The 22256-nt window shown below is 46.1% G+C and carries 15 protein-coding genes; 5 read left to right on the forward strand and 10 right to left on the reverse strand.

Going from position 1 to position 22256, the window contains the following annotated elements; translation table 11 throughout:
* Positions 1-177: 177 nt before the first annotated feature.
* From IQ257_RS29950 to IQ257_RS08955, 6 genes are all read right to left on the reverse strand, one after another.
* Positions 178-3159 carry a PAS domain S-box protein gene (locus IQ257_RS29950; RefSeq protein ID WP_228060549.1) on the reverse strand — a complete coding sequence of 994 codons (2982 nt, stop codon included), beginning with the start codon at positions 3157-3159 and terminating at the stop codon, positions 178-180.
* Between the two features lie 635 nt (positions 3160-3794).
* Positions 3795-4136 carry a hypothetical protein gene (locus IQ257_RS08935; protein ID WP_193873148.1) on the reverse strand — a complete coding sequence of 114 codons (342 nt, stop codon included), beginning with the start codon at positions 4134-4136 and terminating at the stop codon, positions 3795-3797.
* 37 nt (positions 4137-4173) lie between these two features.
* Positions 4174-5385: an aspartate aminotransferase gene (locus IQ257_RS08940; protein ID WP_193873147.1), complete on the reverse strand. Its 1212-nt coding sequence runs from the start codon at positions 5383-5385 to the stop codon at positions 4174-4176.
* Positions 5386-5514: 129 nt separating this feature from the next.
* Complete coding sequence (locus IQ257_RS08945) at positions 5515-6699, reverse strand: iron-containing alcohol dehydrogenase family protein (RefSeq protein ID WP_193873146.1); 1185 nt, start codon at positions 6697-6699, stop codon at positions 5515-5517.
* 213 nt (positions 6700-6912) lie between these two features.
* Complete coding sequence (locus IQ257_RS08950) at positions 6913-7431, reverse strand: Ycf51 family protein (RefSeq protein ID WP_193873145.1); 519 nt, start codon at positions 7429-7431, stop codon at positions 6913-6915.
* Positions 7432-7477: 46 nt separating this feature from the next.
* Entirely contained in the window at positions 7478-8512 is a 1035-nt protein-coding gene (locus tag IQ257_RS08955; RefSeq protein ID WP_193873144.1) for a metal ABC transporter substrate-binding protein, read from the reverse strand.
* 93 nt (positions 8513-8605) lie between these two features.
* On the opposite strand from IQ257_RS08955, the gene IQ257_RS08960 reads away from it, so the two are divergent.
* On the forward strand, positions 8606-9403 hold the full coding sequence (locus tag IQ257_RS08960; protein ID WP_193873143.1) for a metal ABC transporter ATP-binding protein: 798 nt from the start codon (positions 8606-8608) through the stop codon (positions 9401-9403).
* Between the two features lie 43 nt (positions 9404-9446).
* Positions 9447-10334 carry a metal ABC transporter permease gene (locus IQ257_RS08965; protein WP_193873142.1) on the forward strand — a complete coding sequence of 296 codons (888 nt, stop codon included), beginning with the start codon at positions 9447-9449 and terminating at the stop codon, positions 10332-10334.
* 53 nt (positions 10335-10387) lie between these two features.
* Here IQ257_RS08965 and IQ257_RS08970 read toward each other — a convergent pair whose 3' ends face one another.
* The 4 genes from IQ257_RS08970 to IQ257_RS08985 form a co-directional block, all read right to left on the reverse strand.
* Positions 10388-11611 (reverse strand): hybrid sensor histidine kinase/response regulator, encoded by a 1224-nt coding sequence (locus IQ257_RS08970; RefSeq protein WP_228060550.1) that lies wholly within the window; start codon positions 11609-11611, stop codon positions 10388-10390.
* Positions 11611-14346 (reverse strand): hybrid sensor histidine kinase/response regulator, encoded by a 2736-nt coding sequence (locus tag IQ257_RS08975; protein ID WP_193873141.1) that lies wholly within the window; start codon positions 14344-14346, stop codon positions 11611-11613. The genes IQ257_RS08970 and IQ257_RS08975 overlap by 1 nt, the downstream gene beginning before the upstream one ends.
* A gap of 697 nt (positions 14347-15043) precedes the next feature.
* Complete coding sequence (locus IQ257_RS08980; protein ID WP_193873140.1) at positions 15044-15913, reverse strand: DUF2382 domain-containing protein; 870 nt, start codon at positions 15911-15913, stop codon at positions 15044-15046.
* A gap of 424 nt (positions 15914-16337) precedes the next feature.
* A complete protein-coding gene (locus tag IQ257_RS08985) occupies positions 16338-18932 on the reverse strand; it encodes an N-acetylmuramoyl-L-alanine amidase (RefSeq protein WP_193873139.1) in 2595 nt (864 codons plus the stop codon).
* 81 nt (positions 18933-19013) lie between these two features.
* Here IQ257_RS08985 and IQ257_RS08990 point away from each other — a divergent pair, with 81 nt between their 5' ends.
* The 3 genes from IQ257_RS08990 (at position 19014) to IQ257_RS09000 (ending at position 21865) form a co-directional block, all read left to right on the forward strand.
* A complete protein-coding gene (locus IQ257_RS08990) occupies positions 19014-20189 on the forward strand; it encodes a pyridoxal phosphate-dependent aminotransferase (RefSeq protein ID WP_193873138.1) in 1176 nt (391 codons plus the stop codon).
* A 398-nt stretch (positions 20190-20587) separates the two neighbouring features.
* Positions 20588-21106 carry a hypothetical protein gene (locus IQ257_RS08995; RefSeq protein WP_193873137.1) on the forward strand — a complete coding sequence of 173 codons (519 nt, stop codon included), beginning with the start codon at positions 20588-20590 and terminating at the stop codon, positions 21104-21106.
* A gap of 90 nt (positions 21107-21196) precedes the next feature.
* Entirely contained in the window at positions 21197-21865 is a 669-nt protein-coding gene (locus IQ257_RS09000) for a nitroreductase family protein (protein ID WP_193873136.1), read from the forward strand.
* Positions 21866-22256 lie beyond the last annotated feature (391 nt).

The raw sequence follows: 22256 nt of genomic DNA on the forward strand, positions 1-22256 counted from the left end.
AAAAATAAATTTATGCATAAGCCCGTCAGCCCTCAGAAATAGAAATGGACAATCTAGCGATCGCTTGCCTGATAGCAACCCATGTCTGAAGCCCCAATGCGGAAAGTCCCTCTCTATAAGGCTTTCAGATTTTGATTTGGCGAAAATGACACAAGAGCGTTATAGGAACATCTGACATCAGTTAAATTCTTCCCCCTGCACTCCCGTTCCCCTGAGAACCTCATCGATCGCTTGCAGCAAATCCTGTGCTGTGTAGGGTTTCGACAAAAAGGCTTGGACACTAGACTTAGGAGATTGAGCTAATTGATTGTTAGAAACAAGTCCGCTGACTGCAATAATTTTGACTTGGGGATTAATTTTTTCTAGGGTGCGGATTGTAGTAGCGCCATCCATCAATGGCATCATCATATCCACTAAAACTAGCCCAACTTCCTCCTTGTGCTGGACGTAAAGCGCGATCGCTTCAATCCCATCATTAGCGGTTAGTACCCGATAATTGTAAGCCTCCAAAGAAGTCTTATTGGTTTCGCGAATAGCGGCTTCATCATCCACCACTAAAATTAACTCCCCTTGTCCTAAAGGCAATGCGCTCTCCTCAGTCTGGGGAGATTGCTCTGCCTCTATTGCTGGTAAGTATGCAGAAATTTGCGTTCCTTCGTCTACTGCACTCGTCACCTCCAAAAAACCGCCGTGACTTTTAACAATAGTCAGAACCGTCGAAAGTCCCAAACCCGTACCTTTACCCAACTCTTTGGTTGTGAAAAATGGCTCGAAAATTCGCTCCACGACTTCTGCCGACATTCCCATTCCTGTATCTGAGACAGTTATCGCCACATAAGAACCCACACGGGCATCAAGATTCATCCTCGCATAACTGTCATCAATCAGTCTATTCGTAGCACTTAACGTTAACGTTCCACCGTGAGGCATGGCATCACGAGCATTAACACACAAATTCATTAAAACCTGATGCAACTGTGTCGCATCTCCAGAAACCATCCACAGGTTTTGCGAGATATCGCTATGAAATTCAATAAATTTGGGAAATGTCTCATACACAATTTGCCGAATTTCTAGAACTAAATGCCGCATTTGAAGAGCAGTATGCTTGCCTTCAACACCCCGTGCAAAGGATAAAACTTGCTTGACTAAAGCTGCACCACGTCTGGCACTACTTTCAATTGTCTCAAGTAACATCGGCTTTTTATCCACCGGAACTTGTGCCTGTAACAGCAGTTGCGCTGATGCCAGAATGGGCGTTAAAATATTGTTAAGGTCGTGGGTAATACCACTAGCTAGAGTTCCGATACTCTCTAAGCGTTGGGCGCGGAGAAACTGAGCTTCGAGTTGTTTTTGTTCTGTAATGTCAGTATTAACCACTAGAATAGATGTGGGATTTTCCTTCTCATCAAGCATCAACGTCCAGCGGCTTTCAACCAAGATTGTCTTACCATTTTTTGTGACTTGAGGCAACTCACCCTGCCATTTACCGTTTAAAACAACAGTCTTGAAGGCTTCTGCCAATTGAGGCGTTTTTCGTTGATACAGGAGTTGTAAAGCATTTTTGCCCAGACTTTCCTCGGCTTGCCAACCGTATAGCCGACTAGCTCCTTGGTTCCAAAATAAAATTAGACCTTCTAAATCTCGAACCAGAATAGCGTCTGTTGTGATATCCAGTAAAGCCGCTTGGAAGCGAATCTTTTGTTCGGCTTGCTTGCGCTGGCTGATGTCTTGAAAATAAACAGACAAACCCTCTTTAGAAGGATAAGCATGGACGGCAAACCAGGTATTGAGAGGTGGATAGAATTCTTCAAATTCAACACTAATTTGTTGGGATACCGCTTTGTGATACTCAGGGTAAAATTTATACCCCACGGCTTCGGAAAACTTATCCCAAACAGTCTGCCCAAGCAGTTCCGCTCGCGTGCTTTGCAAAAGCCGCTCGGCTTGCAGGTTCAGGTAAGTAAATCGCCACTCCTTATCGAGGGCAAAGAATCCATCGGTAATGCTTTCAAGAATATTGATAATGCGTGTATTCGACTCCCGCAGCGCCACTTCAGCTTGTTTGCGTTCAGTGACATCAGTCTGAATGCCGACAAAGTAAAGTAAATCACCTTCGTCTGAAAAGACGGGCGAGATTTTCAGCTCGTTCCAGAAAGGCTGACCGTCTTTGCGGTAGTTTAGCAGCGTGACTGTTACTTCTTGACGATGAGCAGCAGCGTCACGAAGTTGAGCAACCGTTTGCTGATCGCTTCCTGCTCCTTGCAAAAAACGGCAGTTACGACCGATGATTTCCTCGGGACTGTATCCTGTCATCCGCGAGAAGGCGGAGTTGGAGTAGATAATAGGATTATCGGGTTGGTTTGGGTCGGTAATCAGAACTCCATCAGAGACGGAAGCTATGGCTAACGATAGGCGCAGATTCTCTGCCGCCGCTTCCTGTAAGGCTTGCTCGTGGCGCTGGCGTTCTGCCCGTGCTGCCAACTGTTCCGCCCATGTGAGCTGTTCCTGCCTGACTCTGGAATAGTAGTTTCGGAAGAAATATGCCAAATCTGGCTCGGACTCAACCAAGGCATCAAAATGGTCAATCACCCGCTTGTCGGCTTCCCACGCTACTTCTGGGTGAGCTTCCATCCAGGTATGACACATTTTGACATAAGCTATCAATATAACTAAGTGCTGGTAGTTAGCACTACCTAACACACGGCGCAGTTGTCTACGGCAATCTTCAGCCCGTTTTTGTTGGAGGGCGATCGCAATTGCACACCCCAGTACACTCGTTTCTAGTACTGAGTTAGACTTTGACCACACCCTCAGACTATTAGGCTGCCCTGCTAGAACCTTGAGGTATTCATCAATGTCATCTGCGGTTGGAGGAGGTAATTCAAGGAACTCCAACACCTCTTTCGCCTGCATCCCCAGAGAATACAGGGAACAACTGTGGCAAATCAGGCAATAGGGAACGGCACAGAAACGCGAGAGGTAGGCAGAAAGCTTTTCCTTAAATAGAACAGGCAGGGGATTGTTGATATAGGCATTCAGCGTCTGATTCCATAGGTTTTCTAGCACCTGGGGTGTCTGTACTGCTGGACTGAAGAAGGGTGGGAAAAAACCTAATTTTTCCTCTATTTTTACTTTAACTCGTTCCCTAGTCTGCATAAATTCTGTAGGCTTTTTTTAAACGTCGCTGTAAATTGCAAGTCTATTAAGGGGGCTGGAATTTCGCTGGGCTAACTTAGATGGTAGCTCCAGCTTTTTAAGAAGTTTAGAGGATTAAACTTTTAAGCACCTGTACTCGTTTTGGTTTGCAAGGGAATGACACCAATCGTTTCGATAGTGTCTTCTGGAGCGGCAGTAGAACCGTGCTTGTATTAAATTGAACCTACCGTTGATTAACCTCTCGAAAACGACAGTAACCTTGTGTTTTTCTATATAGGGTTGCTCTCGTGTGAATCAAAAGATAAAATCACCGCAGGTGCGGCTGTAGCCAGTTAGGAGCTAGGTTCAAATGCTTTACACCTATAACTGGGGAATGCAATCTGAGAATTTTTATCAGGTCAAACTGACAATCGCCTTACTCAGGGGTTATGATTTGATGTAAAGCAAACGGATTAGTAAAAGGAATTGGTAAAACTATCCTATAATATTACAATCCGTTCTTTCATCGGCTTAAGGTAAAAGCGATCGATATTAAAGGTCTACAATCCTACGTCTCTTAATTATTATAGCTCCTTAAGAAAGAGAGTTGCGGAGTGATCCCCGTAGCCTTCAAAAAACAAATTTTTAGGACTGGATTAAAAATTAAATCGTCCAGTCCGGATGAGTTGCAACCCAGCAAAGACTGAAGCAAAGGATAAAAAGAAATACCAGAGGCTAGTAGGTTTTAAAATCACGCTGCCACTTATAAAAACTAGCACAATACCCAATATCACTAAAATCCAGCCAAATCCACCCGTTTCCCGCCGAAAAAATAGAAGCGATACCAGTCCGGCTAAAATTGCCAGCACCGAGCCAGTCGCAGAGATATCACGCCACCAGTAGGGAGAGATTTGCGTCGTAAAGAAAATGTTCTGCCCCAAAAAGTAAATTCCGGCAAAAACTAAAGCCAAACCAACAAGCTTGATTAAAAGCCGCATGATAAATTCTCAGTCAATAACTCTCCCTATTCTGGCTTTATTCTGACTGAGACACCAGTGCTTCTGCCTGATACCGGATACCCGCTTGCTTGAATCGACGCAGCGCCTCACCCAAGCGATCGCACTCCGCAATCAAACTCACCCGCACGTATCCCTCACCCCCAACGCCAAAAGCATTCCCCGGCGTCACCACTACACCAGTTTGTTGTAAAAGATCCAGGGCAAAATCGGTAGAACCCACACCAAGGGGACAAGGCACCCAGAGATACATGGTTGCCTTCGATTTGGGAATCTTCCAACCTAATTCTCCTAACCCCTGAATCAGAAAATCCCGACGACGGCGGTAACGCGCTTGCACCTCATGGACGTAGACATCCGGTAATTCCAAGGCGGTTTCAGCAGCGGTTTGTAATGCGGCAAAAATGCCGTAATCCAGATTCGTCTTTAAGGTACGCAACCCTTGAATGATGTGGCGATTCCCAACAACAAAGCCGACTCGCCAGCCAGCCATATTGTAAGTCTTAGATAAGGTATGGAACTCGACGCCTATCTCCTTCGCACCGGGAATTTCTAATAAGCTAGTGGGTTGATAGCCATCAAAGGCAAGTTCGGCATAACATAGGTCGTGAACGAGTAAAATTTCGTACTTACGAGCAAAAGTAACAATTTCCTCAAAAAACTCGCGGGGGGCAGTGGCAGTAGTAGGATTACTGGGATAGTTGAAATAGAGAATTTTGGCGCGTTCGGCTATCTTATCGGGAATAGCCCCTAAATCAATGAGCCAATCCTTTTCAGGTTTGAGAATCAGGCTGTGAATTTCTCCACCCGCAATCAAGGGACCCCGGAAATGAGCCGGATATGCCGGACTTGGAACTAATACCAAGTCCCCTGGATTGACGTAGGCTAGCGCCAGGTGAGTCAACCCTTCCTTAGAACCCAACAAAGGTAGGGCTTCGCTATCCGGGTCTAAGTTTACATCGTAGCGGCGGCGATACCAACTAGTGATGGCGCGGCGGAAATTAGCGGTGCCTTCAAAGGGAGGATAACCGTGGTTGGCGGGATTTTGCAAGGCTGCGATCGCGGCTTCAATCACGGGTGCAGGTGCAGAACCGTCGGGATTGCCCATTCCCAAGTCAATCAAATCCAGTCCCTGTTCTCTGGCACGCGCCTTGAGTTCATCTAAACGGGCAAACACATAAGGAGGTAAGGCACTCAGGCGATCAGCAGGGGTAATCCAATCCAAGTTCATTAGAAAGCGGCGCTCTCCTTGTTAATTCAAGACCACCAAGACACAATTCTACAACTGCCGATGCACGCCTATACAGCCTGATGGTTGGTTTAGATGTCTTAGCAGTTTTCAACTGTATCAACCCTGTTCTCACTCGTCAATCGCTGGTGTTAAACTCAATGAGCTGCGATTTTTTTCTACAGGCGCTGTTGTAGATACCATTGCCGCCATAAGTTGCTCCGGCATCACCTCAAAGGGTAATCTGTGGATATCAGAATGTGGGGTGCAAGCAATTTCAGCCGCCTGTCGCAACTGTGCCAGGGTAATCGTCCCTAACCCCAAATCCTCAAGGGTTTTAGGCAAACCTATTTCAGTATAAAACTTCAACAACTGCTGCCGTGCCGATGCTGCTAGTTGATTGCCTTGCACCATTTCTTCTAAGCGCAGTTGCACGAGAATGCCATACGCTACTTTCTCACCATGTAGGGCATCATGAGCTTCTAGGAGATGAGTTAAACCATTATGAACTGCATGGGCGGCAACAGTTCGGCATTGGGCACCCCCCAATCCGCCGATGACACCCGCCAACAAGACGGTAGCATCAACAACTTCCCGCCAAACCTGACTACCTGGTTCGTTTAAAGCCGTAGCTGACTTTTGGAAGAGGATATCTCGCAGAACTCTTGCCTGTTGAACAGCGGCAATAATTAGGGTGTACTCCGAATGCCCACTGCTAACTGATGCTTCGTACCACTTCGCTAGGGCGTCGCCGATTCCTGCGACTAGGGTGCGTGGGGGTGCGGTTTGAATCAGGCTGTAATCAAGGATGAGCAAGTCGGGACACTGATCCAGACTAACATCGTATAGGAAAGCCCCTTGATCAGAATAGATATTGGAGAGGGCAGTCCAAGCGGCACAGGTTGCCCCAGATGTGGGGATGGTAACAACAGGGAACTGGCACTGATGCGCCAGGAGTTTAGCGGTGTCTAGGGCTTTACCGCCACCGATACCGATAATGAAGTCTGCCTGATGGGAGGTAGCGGTTTTTCGCAGGGATGCTAAGGATGCTTCGCTACAGTCTGGAGAGTAAAATGCTGTGGCAAAGTTGAGCTGTTGTTGTTCGAGTGCTGGTTCCAGGTGTGCTGCTAGGGTAGCCAGCGTATGTTTGCCGCCAACAATTAAGGGGCGATGCCCCAAACGAGCGATCGCTTTTCCGGATTCTGGCAATGCCTGGGAACCACGCAGCACCTGTGCTGGTGCTACGGTTAGAGATAGGAGGGGAGTTGGGTTGATTGTGGATTGAGCGGACAATTTGGGTGAGGATTGGTTAGGCATTCAATACCACTAGGCTGAGAACGAAATTTTTGTCAATAGATACAGGTATAAAATTGTACTACAAAATGCAAGCCCTGATCCCCTAACCCCTTTTCCCAAGCTTGGGAGAAGGAAAACTAAAACCTGCATTCGCTTAATGACTGGCTTTCCTCTCCCTTTCCCCCCCAGTTCTGGGGGGACTAAGGGGGGAACAAGAGAGACATCTAGTAAGCTTTAGGTTGAAGAATCAGGTAACTGGGCGAAGCTTTCCGGGTAAATATCAATTGCCATTTGCTCATCATCACGCCTAGCGAGCGATCGCTTTACCTGTCCCAAGAATAGGGGTTTAGAAACCCCAGGTTCTGGATGGATGACGGTGCGGACGCGAATAGTCATCTTGTTATCTGAACCCCCCAAGCGTCCGAATGAAAAAAAGTCACCGGCGGCTTGGCGCATAGTCGCCTCCAATTCAGATTCAGTGATGGTTGGTGGTACGGCAATGACCGTTTGATTGCCGCCGTTGTCGTAAACCAATGAGGAATGGATAGCACCGGGAATTGCTGTGCGGGTTAAGGGGACAAGACTCAGGGCAAATAAGCCGCCCGTTATAACAGCCATAAAGCCGGTTATTCCGACCAGTCGAAAGCGGATGCCCCATTTCAAAATGAAACCCAGTAGGGACAAAAGTCCACAGACTAGGGTAAGAATGCCTACCCATTGGGTATAAGTGAGAAAATTAGCGGTTGTCGGCATAGTTTGGAATAGCGTGTGGCTGCTTTAGAAGACGCCAACGGTTAATCTATCGAGAATTGTTAACTTTTTCCATCCTATCAGCGTCGTTACCCACCGCTTCTCCTTCTCCATCTGACTCGAATGCCCTAGAGTTACCCCCCAGGGCTTCTACAATGGTGCGGGTATTGACAATCAGCATTTTGACATAGGTATCCCCCTCACTCCCCGATGCGCCGATTGAGTCAGAATAGAGTTCTGTCGGTGCTAATGTCACCCCAGCTTCTTCAGCCACAGTTTTAATTAACGCTGGATTAATCGTAGTTTCGGCAAAAATGGTGGGGACACCGATTTTTTGGATGGAATCTGAGAGAGTTTTTACGGTTCGGGCGCTGGGCTGTTCCTCGGTGCTGATGCCAATGAGAGTGCCAGCAACATTTAATCCATAGGCACGGGCGTAGTATTGAAAAGCATCGTGGGTCGTGACAAGTTGGCGCTGGTTTCCTGGAATGGTTTGAATCTGTTCGGCAATCCAGGTATCGAGTTGCTGCAATTCTTGGGTTAACTGTGCGGCATTCTGGGTGAATTTCTCTTTGTCTTCGGGTGAGAGTTCGATCAATTCGTCTCGAATCGCATTAACCATAGCGATCGCATTTTTGGCATCACCCCACACATGAGGGTCGGGTTCTTTTTTCCCTTGATACTCAAAATCCAAAGGCTGCACCACTTCGCCAACTGCCAATTTCTTGGCGTTAACCCCAGCCGACTGCATCAGCTTAATCAGCCCTGGCTCTAAGTTATAGCCATTGTAGAAAATCAGGTCGGCTTCTTCCAATGCTTGAGAGTCGGCGGGTACGGGTTCGTAAACGTGAGGGTCAGCCCCTGGTTCTAGGATACCTGTCAACTCAATCTCATCTCCTCCGACCTGTTCAGTCCAGTCGGCAATGATGGTGCTAGTCGCTACAACATTAGGCTTGTCGTCAGCGCCTACACTCGTCCCATTGGTACTGGTCGTATCGCAGCCGCTGATCCAAAATCCTAGAATAACCCCAGCAATCGCCCTGCACAGGCGGTTTCTACCTTGGGGCTGAGGGTTCGCTTTCATAGAGTTGTTACATTGGTTTTCATATTGTTTTCATTTTTGAGCGTACAATATTTTCATATTCGTTTCATTTTTTCAGTCCCCCAACATTTCACCATGACAACTGTTACATTCTGCAACCTTGGTTCGAGCGACTATCCACTCAGCCACTCTACGACTCAGACCGGAATTATTAACATTGAACACCTTGGCGTGCAATACCGCCTGGTAGAAGCACTCCGGGATGTTACCTGCCCAGTCGAACCGGGACGGTTAACGGGAATCATCGGTCCAAATGGGGCGGGAAAAAGTACGCTGATGAAAGCGATGCTGGGATTGGTTTCCCCGACTAGCGGCACGGCAGTGTATCAGGGAAAACCCTTGATGGAACAATTGGACAGGGTGGCTTACGTGCCGCAGCGATCGCAAATTGACTGGACATACCCGGCAACGGTATGGGATGTGGTGTTGATGGGACGAGTGCGGAAAACCGGTTGGTTTCGTCGCTTTTCGACAGTATCGCGTCGGGTAGCAGCAGATGCCTTGGAACGGGTTGGCATGAGTGAGTATCGCAACCGTCCCATCGGTCAGCTATCGGGAGGACAGCAGCAACGGGTTTTTTTAGCCAAAGCGTTAACCGAAGAGGCAGAAATTTTCTGTTTCGATGAGCCGATGGCTGGGATTGATAAAAAGACTGAGGCGGTAGTGTTTGGGATTTTACACGAATTGGCTGACGCTGGCAAGATGGTGCTGGTGGTTCACCATGATTTAGGGGAAGCGGTAACTAATTTTGACGATTTGATTTTGCTGAATCGGGAGTTAATTGCTAGGGGTTCGCGCCAAGAGGTTTTGACGGGTGATAATTTGCAACGCGCTTATGGGGGGCAAGTAGTATTTTTCTCGGAAGCAGCGTAAGCCGATGTCTCCTGACTTCTCTCTACTTATCTCCTAAATTCTCATGCTTGACGTTTTAATTGAACCCCTGCAATACAGTTTCATGCAGCGATCGCTCATTGTTGCCGTTTTGGTAGGTATTGTATGCGCTTCGGTGGGGAGTTATTTGATGGTGCAGCGGTTGGCGTTGTTGGGGGATGCTATTAGTCACTCGGTTTTGCCTGGGTTAGCGATCGCTTATATTATCGGTGCGGATATTTTTGTGGGGGCGTTTATTGCTGGGGTTGTCAGTACGATGGTGATTACCTGGATCAGGACGCGATCGCAAATTAAAGAAGATGCAGCAATGGGCATTGTCTTTTCGGCTTTCTTTGCCCTCGGTATTACCTTAATCACAGTTATTCAAAAAGACAATAAGATTGACCTGAATCACTTTCTCTTTGGCAATATTCTGAGTGTTACGAGGGAGGAAGTTCTTAATACAGCCGTTATTACAGCAGTTGTGCTAGCGGTGGTTGTGTTGCTGTATAAAGAGTTGATGTTTTATACCTTTGACCCTATAGGGGCAAAAGCGGCTGGATTGCCAACGAATTTACTTAACTTTGGTTTGATGATTTTGATTGCCTTGACAATTGTTGCCAGTCTCAAGGCGGTTGGGGTAATTTTGGTGTTGGCGATGCTGATTACTCCCGGCGCAACGGCTTATTTATTAGTGACTCGGTTGCATCATATGATGATTTTGGGTTCGGTGATTGGGGTAGTTGCTAGTATTAGTGGGATGTATTTGAGCTATTTTTTCAATTTGCCATCGGGACCGGCAATTGTGTTAGTGACGTTTGGCTTTTTTATGTTGGCGTTTTTGTTGAGTCCGAGTCAGGGAGTGTTGACGCATCCGGTTTCTAAGTCAGGGCAGTCGCAGATTTGGCGGGAAATTAAGGGGTTGCTACGGTGAGCATGATGAGTATAATGTTTGATTGATTCAGAAGATTCTCAGATGCCTTACCTTTACGATGTTGTATTGATCGAAATCGGCAATTGTAATGGCAAGTGAACAGTAAAGGTAGTTCCTGCATCCACATCACTTTCTACAGAAATTTGACCGCCGTGGCGTTCTACACACTTTTTGACAATCGATAATCCTAACCCAGTTCCAGCAATTGCGCCAACATTCTTCGCTCGGCTAAAGGATTCAAATAGTATCGTTAGGTCTTCAGATGGGATACCAATTCCCTCATCAGAAACTTGGAGTCTAACCTGAGTGTTTTCACAAACGAGCCGGATCGAAACCTTACCTCCATTAGGAGAATATTTAATAGCATTAGATAAAAGATTCGTAATAATTTGCCGTAAAAGTTTGGCATCACCATAAAATTGTTGACATTCACCAATGCTTGTAAAGCTCAACTGATGGGCTTCACCGACTCCGAGTTTTAGCTCATCTACTAATTCTTCAAAATAACTGACTAAATCTAAAACTTCGGGTTGAAACTCTAATTTATCAAATTCAGCACGTGACAGGAACAGCACATCACTGACTAAAGCCGTTAGGTGGTTAACCGACGTTTGGATACGCTCATAATGTTTGAGTTGTTTTGCTTCATCTAGCTTGTGACGGTACGATTGAAGAATTTGTGCTGATGAAGAAATAGTTGTCAAGGGTGTACGATACTCATGGGAAATGGTGGAGATAATTCTAGATTTCAGTTCGCTGAGTTCTTTTTCTTGAGCCAATGCTTCCTTTAGCTCAGTCTGCAATTTGAGCAACTCCTCCTCTACCTGTTTGCGATCGCTGATTTCCTGTTCTAGGCGGGTATTCTTTTCTTGGAGTCTTTTATTGAGGTGTCGAATCGTGAGGTGAGTATTAACCCGCGCTAAAACTTCTTCATGCTGAACTGGTTTAGAGATGTAATCAACCGCCCCCAATTGAAACCCTCTCACCTTATCTACCGTTTCAGAAAGGGCAGTCATAAAAATTACAGGAATATCTTGCATCGAAGCATTGCTTTTCAACCGACGGCAGGTTTCAAACCCATCAATTCCCGGCATCAACACATCCAAAAGTATGAGATCTGGATGAGCGTATTCAACCCGTTCAATGGCGCTTTCACCATCTCGAGCCACTAAAATTTCAAATCCAAAGTCACTGAAACAATCGGATAATACACTTAAATTAGTGGAATTATCATCAACAATTAAAATGATCCCTTTTTCCGAAGTTCCCATGTTCATTAATGCTTCTCCCTATAGCTTTTGATCAACTCACGGATTCTTCTTTCCTGAAACCCTTTGGCAAGTTGGTGCAGCTCTGTAGCAAAGGGTGCAAATTTAGCATCCAACTGCTCCAGTTTCGCGACTTGCTCTATAATACCTTTCATATTACCCCTCATCGCTAAGTCGAACAGGGCAGCAAGTTCCTTCTCAGGGGGAGCAATTAGTTGGGAATGGGTCAATTCTTCGCCGTCAGTTATTAATGGCTCTTTAGAAATGACATCGGACTGTTGAGTTCTGACACTTGACTCCTCATATATCCATTCCAGCTCTAAATGAGTCTCTAGCTGTTCTAAAAGCTCCTGTATCTGTATCGGTTTGGAGAGAAAATCATTGCAACCCACTTCGTGACTTGACCAGCGATTGAAATCGAAAACGCTGGCAGAGGTAGCAATGATTACAATATCTTTAAATTTTGGTTCTTCCCGAAGCCGCGTGGTAGCTTCAAAGCCGTTCATAATCGGCATCACCAAATCCATAAAAATTAAATCTGGATTGAACTCACTGGCTTTATTTAACGCATCTAGACCATCCGTTGCTTCAAAGATTTTAAACCCTAGGGGTTTAAGCAGATTGACCAGAACTGAACGGTTTTCCCAGCGGTCATCTACAACCAAAATCTTGGATAGATAACCTTTAAAACCAATGATATTGCGGGCTATCGTTTTATTAATTTCCGTCCATTCTAAAACTTCAGAGAGTTCTAAATCGAGCCAGAAAACGCTTCCTTGACCTAACGTACTTTTTACCTGGAGTTCTCCACCCATCATTTGAACTAATTTATGACTGATGGCTAATCCCAATCCCGTTCCTTCTGCCCGACGGTAACTGTCACCCACTTGATGAAATGGTAAAAAGATTTCGTCTAATTGAGCCAGCTCTATGCCAATACCAGTGTCTTCAATCTGAAAGCGAATTTTGGCAATGGATGGGGTAGGGGATGTAGCGGATGAGTTATTTATATCGTTTAAGGGGAAATCAAAATCTACAACTCGACCGACTCTAAATACAACTCCACCCATTTCAGTAAATTTGACGGCATTGCCCAGTAAGTTGATTAACACCTGACGCAGCCGTTTTTCATCGCCCCGGACACCTGTGGGTAGGGGAGAAAGAGAGTGGTAAGTAAAGGAAATACCTTTTTGTTGGGCACGAATTGAGATCATGTCGGTAATGCCCTGGAGAAATTCAGGAAAAGGAAACTCGCTTAACTGAAGTTCCATTTTCCTAGCTTCAATTTTGGAAAGGTCTAAAATATCCTTGATTAGGTCTAGCAGGTGTTCGCCACACTTTTGAATGATGCCCAGCCCCTCTTGTTGTTCGGAGTTCAGCTTTTTGTCTCGTTTGAGAATTTGAGCATAACCTAAAATACCATTCAACGGCGTTCTCAGTTCGTGGCTCATATTTGCCAAAAAGTCGCTCTTGGCTCGATTGGCGACTTCAGCCACTTCTTTGGCTTCTGTTAACTCCAGCGTTCGCTCGTCTACTTTTACTTCTAAGGTACGAGAATACTCTTCTAACTGCTGCTTGGCAGTTTCTAAATGGGTATTGGTTGCCAGTAACGCTTGCTCGTTTTCGCTGAGAGCGTTTACGAGCTTGTTTAAGGATTTGGAGAGCTTTGCTACCTCATTATTGCCAGGGAGTACTGGGATTTTTACATTAGGTTCACCCTGACGGATACGATCAGCAACGGTAGCAATCGCTAATAGAGGGCGAGTGATACGTTCGACAAAAATCCAGCTCATACCTGCAAAGAGTATGCCCAAAATCAATCCCCACCAGAAGATTTGCCGTTGAAGTTGCCTTGCCGGAGCAAATGCGATCGCAGTAGGTTGCCGCACGACTACCATCCACCCCAATCCGGGATAGTCATTGTATCCTTGAGTGTGAGCCAATGCAGTTAGATAGGTGCCACCCTGAGTCCACCTCTCGACTTGATACGTTGGCAATTGGGTAAGATTTGTGGGCAGACTCTGAAGATTTAACCGTTGAAACACCAACGAAGGAGGACCAAGCAATACGGTGCCATCTTGTGAGAGAATTAATACCTCCACTTGAGAATGCTTTGGTACGGGTTGCAAGAGAGAGGCTTGTACCTTTTTTGCCCAATCCCATGACAGATGCGCTCCCAAAACTCCCTGAAATATGCCATTTTTATCAATGACTGGGGCGGCTACATCAACAAATCGTAACGGTTCGCCAGTGGGATTCGGCAAAAGTTTGGCTAAGAGTACGGCTTCGTGAACATCCCCAACGTAGGGATTAGCTGGAGCATTTTGAAACCAGGGTCTAGTTGAAACATCTTGACCTTCCAGGATAGAATTTGTACTAGCGATAACGCGACCCGTCGGGTTGGTTAATCCAATCCAAGCGTAGTCGGGATAGGTACTTTGTAATTTTTCTAAAATGTTGCGCTTTTCAGAGATAGGGGCGTTAGGCTCGTGAATGCTTTCCAGCGTCGTCACTATTTGGATCTCGCGGTAGCGCTCGAACATACTTCGATCCAACTGCTGGCTCAGAAGATAGGATAGTTCTGCTAGGGATTGTCCCCTGTCGCTTTTGAGTTGCTGTGCAGTGTTTTGAGCGATCGCTAAACTGATTAAAGTAGAGAAAATCAGAGCGAGTAAGGCTATACCCAATCCTATCTGGGTTGACAGACTGTTCCGGGGATTGAGATAGGCGATTTTTCGACGCAAACCCCTGGTAATTAACTTGTTGGTAGAGAAGGAACGAGATTTGATTGGGAGACTCAACGCTTACTCCATGGCGTAGTGCTTGAGCTGTTATGGAATAAACGCTAACTTTTGAATAACTTCAGTGCAAACGGAAAATTTACGGAAATTCTTCTCTAAAACTTAATGCTAGTACCGAATAATTACGGTTGACAATTTTTAGGGTTTATTGTTAGTGGCGATGAACCACCTAGCTTACTTGTGCGAAGCAGTCCATCTAAATTCCCAACTCTCTGGAGTGGCAGAATGCTTCAGAACTCTTGGCTAACTCACCTCTTGCACCACCCCCCTAACCCCCCTTACCAAGGGGGGGAAAAGATTTATAAAGATGCCTTCCCCTTTGATAAGGGGGGACTTGAGGGGGGTAAACAACAATTGAGAACATCAGGTGCAAGATGTCAGCTAACTAATTAATACCAAAGATAGATTACATTATGACTTATTTATAGAATGTACAGGGGTACTCATACTGATGAAGTACAGCCCCTCTCCCAAGCTTGGAAGAGGGGGAAATGTACCTCAGTAGATTGAGAAACGCTATAGACGCCCCGATGCCACATCTAGTAAGGACACAATATATCCTACTCCTACGATCACTAACAAGCATTAGTGCTTGAGTTGACATCAATTGGTTGGCCTTAGCCCTGACAAGTTACGTCTCTTACAATCCAGCTTCTTTTGCCCGATCGCCTCGGATTGTCGGCTGACCTTCCACATCAATTTCTAATTCTTCACGACGCAGGGTTTCTTTCGCGTCTACGGTGTCGCGCTCAACTTCTTTCTTAACACCAACTTCTTCACGCACAAACGCTTTTTTCTGGATATCGGCTGACTCCTCGTAGAGTTCCACACGAGCAACTTCGCCTTCCTCAAAGTTCACAGAACCGGGTTCCACTTCTCTTAATTCAGAGGTGCCAGTCCGCTCAATAATCACGCGCTCTTTTTCAATCGGCACTGAAACCTGAGCCGTTTCAGATTCGACCCGCTTGCCAACACTAACTTCACCCGCCTTGTGACGTTCTTTGTTCGTCAACAAGCGCTCTTCATAAAGTTTAAGGGTTTTTTGTTCCTGCCCCTCTATTCCATACAGACCGGGTTCATGGTCATAGCGGTAAGTATCAGTCGTGTAGGTAGACTGATTCACCTCAGCAGCCGTTCTACCCGCTCGAATCGCAACAGGTCGATAGGCATTTCTGACCTGTTCTTCATAGTTGTAGTCGATGGTCATATTGTTGCGGTACTCAGGTAATTTTTTCGCTTCGTTCTCTGTCATTCCCCGAGCGTAGACCCGATTGTGATCATAATCCATCTGTGCCAAGCCAACAGGTAGCAAGACTTTCTTCCCAAACACCCAAAATCCCATATCAATGGCCAGATACCGGAAACGCCCCGCTTCATCTAGCAGCACATCGTAGACGGAACCAATTTTTTCATCCTTCTCACTATAGACATCAAACCCTTTGATATCTTCGCCACCAAAAATTTCCTCTTTGTAGTTCGGCGAAAAGTTTTCGATTGTGACAAGAGCCATACAACAATCCTCTTTAATTTATTTCATGTTTTCACATATCCACCTCAACTCTACGCAAACTCTGCTTTTCATCTCTATTACTTTAGACAGATTAAGCACCTATGAAAATAGGCATATTTTGGAGTTGGTTTCCCTGACATCTTGCACCATTGTCAGTAAACCCGAAAATCCGCCAGTGGTTCAAACTCCGGGCTAATAGCTTAAGTGGACTTAAACTCTTATGCAGTCCTCTTAAGAGGACTTTAGCTATGAGCCAGTGGTTTAAACCACTGGCGGTTAGTGAGACGGGTGCAAGATGTGAGTTTCCCCAATTTTCAAAGAAGTTTGAAGGGGAGACAAGGGAGACAAGGAAGACAAGGAAGATAAAGGGATTTGCGAGATGTTACTCTTCTCCCCCACTCCCCACTCCCTTCCCCAAACTTCCTCAAAGAGCACACTGATGATTTGCCCCGTTACCATCCATAGGCACTGCCATAGGGGTAAGGCGCATAGCAAAGGATTCGGGTGTCTCTTCTACATCAGAAACCACACCATTCAGACGCCGCACCAGCGCCATAATTTTGTTGCCGTACTCAGGATCGGGACTCCAGCGCCGACTCAAGTCATAGACTGAAGGAGCAATACCTCGTGCAACCAAATGAAAACGAGGACTGAAGATCGGCGGGTGTTCGATGGGAGCAGTCGTGGCATAGGCTTTAAGGTGCTGAATGTGAGCTTTTACCCCCGTTCGGACATCGGCGAAGGTAGCACCAGCCGGATCACCAGTTGCCGTACCTAGACCCCCGAAATTATTCTGTTCAGGTTTTAATTGACCCCCAAAGCGCAAAAAATTCGTAGTCAGACACATCTGACAAAAAGCAATGTCGTGATTGACATCTTCTTTTTGAGCTTCTTCAATGTAAATCTTAGGAAGGTCTGAAAACTGGTTTAAATCCTCTTCATTATTACTGGTTAAAAATGCTTTCAGATCGTTTTCTGTGGCATTACCAAACCAGATAATTTTGTCAGATTGGTCTAGGTCGGTTTGAGGCGTTGTACTAATTAATACTGTTTTTGTCTCGTTGTCCCAACCTACTGATATATTAAATTGCTGAAGATCGACGGCTTTGACATACACAATATTGCCGTAACTGAGTTGGCGAATATCAGATGCAACAGCCAAGTTAACGCCCAAGTTCTCAACTAGGTCAGCGGGAATAAAGGAATTTCCATTAACGAGAAGTCCTTTCTCTTCATGCTCTATATTTTGGATTTTGATAGTAATGGGTTGAAAATTCGTTGAGGGTTGGTCTGATTTTGCGGTTTGACCACTCCATTGAATCAACCCATCCGCTAAACCTTGGGCAAAGCGATCGCGATGGTCTTGCAGTAATTTTAAGTCTTCGGGATTGTCGAGAAAACAGAGATTGATGATGATAGAGGAAGCTGCAAGCTCACGGCAAAAAGGAAGCTGATTTTTGGCACTTAAGGTGTCGGGTTTAACCCCACGAGAGGGAAGTTCTGGAACTTTTTTGACTAATGCCTCTAACAGTAATTGGGCATCCTGCTTACGCGCAGAATTTCCATCAATGTAATAGGCTTCTACCCCTCTGACAGAACCATTAAACGCATTGCCGCCTAATTCTACAGCCACATCACCAGGCAGGACGCGATCGCTAATCCACTTGATCGTACCGTTCAAGTCCAAATCGTCAGGCACAGTCAGAAATTCTACTCCCCGTGACTGGAGTTCCTTCACCAGTGCGTTACGGGTGAGAATCATTTCCGCCGCTTCAGTGGTTCCCAAGGCAACAACTCCGGAGTCTTTGAGATCATGACCCGCAGAAATAAAAATTCGTTTGACTGAGGTGGGCGTTGGAGTCGGTTCTGGAGTCGGCTCTGGGGTCGGTTCTGGAGTCGGTTCTGGAATAATGATTGGAGTCGGCACACTCACAAACCCTAGCTTGACTAACGTGGCAGGTCCGACAATACCATCGACGAGCAAACCCTTAGCCTTTTGAAACAGCTTAACTGCTGCTTGAGTTCCCGCTCCAAACACACCATCCACCCCAACCTTTATTTTTGCATCAGCTAACGCCTGCTGTAGCTTGTGGACATCTTTTCCATGCATATAGGGATTCGTTAACTGTAAGATTTCAAAGCCCAGCCAAACTTCCCCAAAACCACCGATAGGACTCCGATTGAGTCGTTTTTCCGTGGTTGGTCCATAACCCCCATCTTCGGCAATACGATCCTGGGGATTGTATCGGTTCCAAACCCGCTGAAAAGCCAGAACTGCCGTATTGTTAATGTCGCGTCCTCCCCAGATATAGTCGAAGTGGGGAAAATCCCAAGCACCGAGCCATTTCCAGCCATACTGTTCTAGGTAAGGTTTCCAGCCCATGGTATCTTGGATATCAATCGCTAGACCGCTTTGGTGGTTGCTGCGAGGTGGACGGGCAGCCGCTTGAATTCCACACCGACCTGCTTTGTAGTGGTTGAATAATATAAGCTGCTGGGCAATGGTTCGATATGCCGAATTAACAACCAGGGGAATGCCACGGGCTCGAATTGCCCGCTCTAACCCGGCTTTGGCGGCTGGCTGTAGGAAGGGCCACACCGCTTTTCCCAGACGCGCATTCAAGTCTGCAAAGCTGACTAGGGTATTTGGAGAGATGAAGTTCATCTCATCAATCATCTGCTGGTCGAATCCCCGCAGCACATGGGTTGAGCAAGAACCAACATCAAAAAGTTTTTGGATGGAACCCGGTGGAGAAGGCTTTGGTAGTAAAACGGTGTTGCCATCCCAAATCTGGATGTGGTTGGTGAAAACGTACCAGGTATTCTTGTTGTTAAATCTGTCTTTCGCAAAAGCCACCCGGATATGGTGAGGCGGCCCGTCGTTAGGGTCCCAACTGTGCAGGTCTAACTCTATCCCTTTTTGAAGACTATAGAGGTCTTCGGGGTTAGAGATTGAGGTGCTGTCTATTGGCTGCTGTTTGAAAATGGTATCTTCAAGAATTTTGAGCGTTAACGCCATCCGTTACTCCTTTAGGATGTGAGGTAAGTATTGAGCGATCGCTTCTACAATGTTTCTAATTCAACCGAGCTGTAGGAGCGAATGTCAATCCTAACCTCTCGTATGCAGGCGGTGCAGTCGCCACTAATTCCCATTATTGGGGAACTCATTCGCAGCCATCCTGGAACAATCTCCTTGGGGCAGGGTGTTGTTTATTACAATCCACCCCCAGAAGCAACGGCGCGTTTATCACAATTCCTGACCGATTCTGAAAATCACAAATATAAAGCGGTTCGGGGAATTGCCCCCTTACTCCAAGCAATTGAGGCAAAATTACAAGGGGATAACGGCATTGAGATTAATGAGCAAAATTGCATCGCGGTGACAGCAGGCAGCAATATGGGGTTTATGAATGCAGTTCTGGCGATTACCAATCCCGGTGACGAGATTATTATTCAGACGCCCTACTATTTCAATCACGAGATGGCAATTGTGATGGCGAGTTGTCATCCGGTACTCGTGGCAACGGATAACGATTACCAACTCCGTCCTGATGCGATCGCTCGCTCCATCACAGAACGAACGAAAGCAGTAGTGACAATTTCTCCCAACAATCCCACGGGTGTCGTGTATTCAGAGGCGGCGTTGCGGGAGGTTAATCAACTCTGTAGCGATAGCGGTATCTATCATATCAGTGATGAAGCCTACGAATACTTTACCTACAACGGGGTAAAGCACGTTTCACCGGGAGCGTTTCCCAATAGTCGCGAGCATACGATTTCTCTGTACAGCCTTTCCAAAGCCTATGGGTTTGCCAGTTGGCGCATTGGGTACATGGTGATGCCAAACCACCTGCTTGATTCAGTTAATAAAGTTCAAGATACTATTTTGATTTGTCCGCCAGTGATCTCCCAGTATGCAGCGTTGGGAGCGTTACAGGCAGGAGTCGGCTACTGTAAGGAGCATATACAGGCGATCGCTGCTGTGCGACAGTTAGCGCTAGAATCTCTGAAAGGTCTAGATGGGTTGTGTGCGATCGCACCAGCCGATGGAGCGTTTTATTTTTTCCTGAAGGTTCACACCCCCATGGATGCATTTGAGTTGGTGGAACGGCTGATTCGGGAACATCGGGTGGCAGTGATGCCAGGTACAACCTTTGGGATGGATGATGGATGCTATCTGCGGATTGCCTATGGCGCATTGCAAAAAGAGACAGTCGTAGCGGGAATTAAGCGATTGGTAGGGGGGCTACAAACTATTCTCAAATCAGGGAATTAAGACTATCCGGATGATTTCCTCACGAGTCGTATATAGGCTTGAGGTGATCGCTTTTCTGTTGTCTCTTGTTTGCCCGACTCTCATTACAAGAGATTGTCCTCATGCCCTTCCAAGAGAAGCGATCGCCTTTTAGTAAAGCTACTGGGTTGTGGTAATTCTTATACCTTGTACTCACATCTTGCACCACCCCCTGCCAAGGGGGGAAAGATTTAAAATATGGTATCTCTCCTTGATAGGCGGGAACTCAGAGGGGTATACGACAATTGAGAACATCAGATGCAAGATGTCAGTTGTACCTGTATCAATTTTTAAGAAAATTAAACTACCCTGTAATTCAGAAATAAACTGCCGTTAGTGATACCATTAACCTAAATCATTGTGACCTATCAGGAGAACGAATGAATAAACAGCAACTTCGCAATGTACTTGTCGGTACGGGTATCGCTGCCGTTGGTGGAATTGGCACTAAACTCGCTGTCGATTATTTCCGCAATCGTGATAAAGAAGAAGTAGTCGATGAAACCCAAGAAGATGCTCAACCAACCTCTACAGCCGAGGTAGCCTATGCCACGGTACAAACAGATTCCGTCCAGGGTTTTCTTGATAGCAGTTTTGGCGAAGCCGGTCGTTACGTTCCCAATCGTCCACCCAAAGTTTTCGAGTATCAAGGAGAGCAATATATGGTGATTTGGGCGCGAGACAACAAGCAGAATAAAAACCAAATGCTGGCTTTTCTCTATGCCCCTGAAGGTCGAAAAATGATTGCTAGTGTTGGTTATACATCAGAGAAAACAGATTATAATATTAATCTAGAAAACACACCCTTGGCTGTAGAGGTGAATGGCAATCAAATTCGATCGGGGCAGTCGGAAACTGAAGGAACTAACGAAGTTGATCTGGTTCCAGTCGATGCTTAATTTAGATTTTGAATTGTAAGTTTTGGTAATAGGGGTGGTTCAAAAAACCACCTTATTTTTATAGTGAAGTGAACGAGAACTAGAAAAACAATGACAATTGATTTACAACCAACTATAAACTTGAAAACGGCGATTAAGCAGCGTCGGGCGGCTCGTTCGTTTCGTCCCGATCCGGTTCCAGAGGCGATTTTAGAAGAAATTTTCCGCTTGGGTGTGCGATCGCCCTCCGGTTACAATTTGCAGCCTTGGCGGTTTATAGTAGTCAGAGAGCAAGGGAATAAGGACAAGTTAAAAGCCTGTGCCTTCGATCAGCGTCAAGTGAGCGAAGCACCTGTCATGGTGATTTGTTGCGGCGATCGCCGGATCAATCAAGCTGATTATATTGAATCGGTGATTCAGCTAGGGATTGATGCAGGTGGGATGACTGATGCCTATGCAGATGTGATGCGATCGGCAATTCCCCAACTTTTTGAGAACAAGCCTTCGTTTGATTCAATAGAAGCTTGGACAAATCGCCATACAATGTTAGCCGTTGCTCACATGATGATTGTGGCAAATAGTTTTGGAGTCGATACCTGTCCGATGGAAGGATTTTCATCTGAACAGGTAAAAGAAGGCTTTAACATCCCCTGTGAGGTAGATGTTTGCTGTTTGTTAGCAATAGGGTATGCGTCTGAACCCTTTAAACAGTATGGTGGACGTTTTGGTTTTGATCGCGTCTTTTATGGCGAGAGTTTTGGGGAATCCTTCCAACTGTAGCTAGTTAAGTTTTACGAATATTTGAGCTGGAATTTCCCCCACCCCTCTCGTCTCGCCTTGTAAGGGTTAGGGGGGCAAAATTTAACCTTTTCAGGTTGATGGAGAGATATGTGTAGACGGTAGATTTTTAACGGACACGGGGGGATCTATAGCGTTTCTCTATCTAGTGAGGTACACCCTCATGAAGGCAGGGAGTGGGGAGTGGGGAATGGGGAGTGGGACTGTAGCTCATGTAAGTGAGAAGCGCTATATACAAGAAATCGTTTCTCAGTTTTCAGGCATTATCTAGCAAAACGCGATCGCTCTGGAGTACTCTGTTGGCTAGTTGAAATAAATTTCAAGGTATCTTTAGTAGTGTAAACATTTTATAATGTCATCCGAGACGGGGTGG

The organism is Coleofasciculus sp. LEGE 07092, assembly GCF_015207375.1.
Lineage (GTDB): Bacteria > Cyanobacteriota > Cyanobacteriia > Cyanobacteriales > Coleofasciculaceae > LEGE-07092.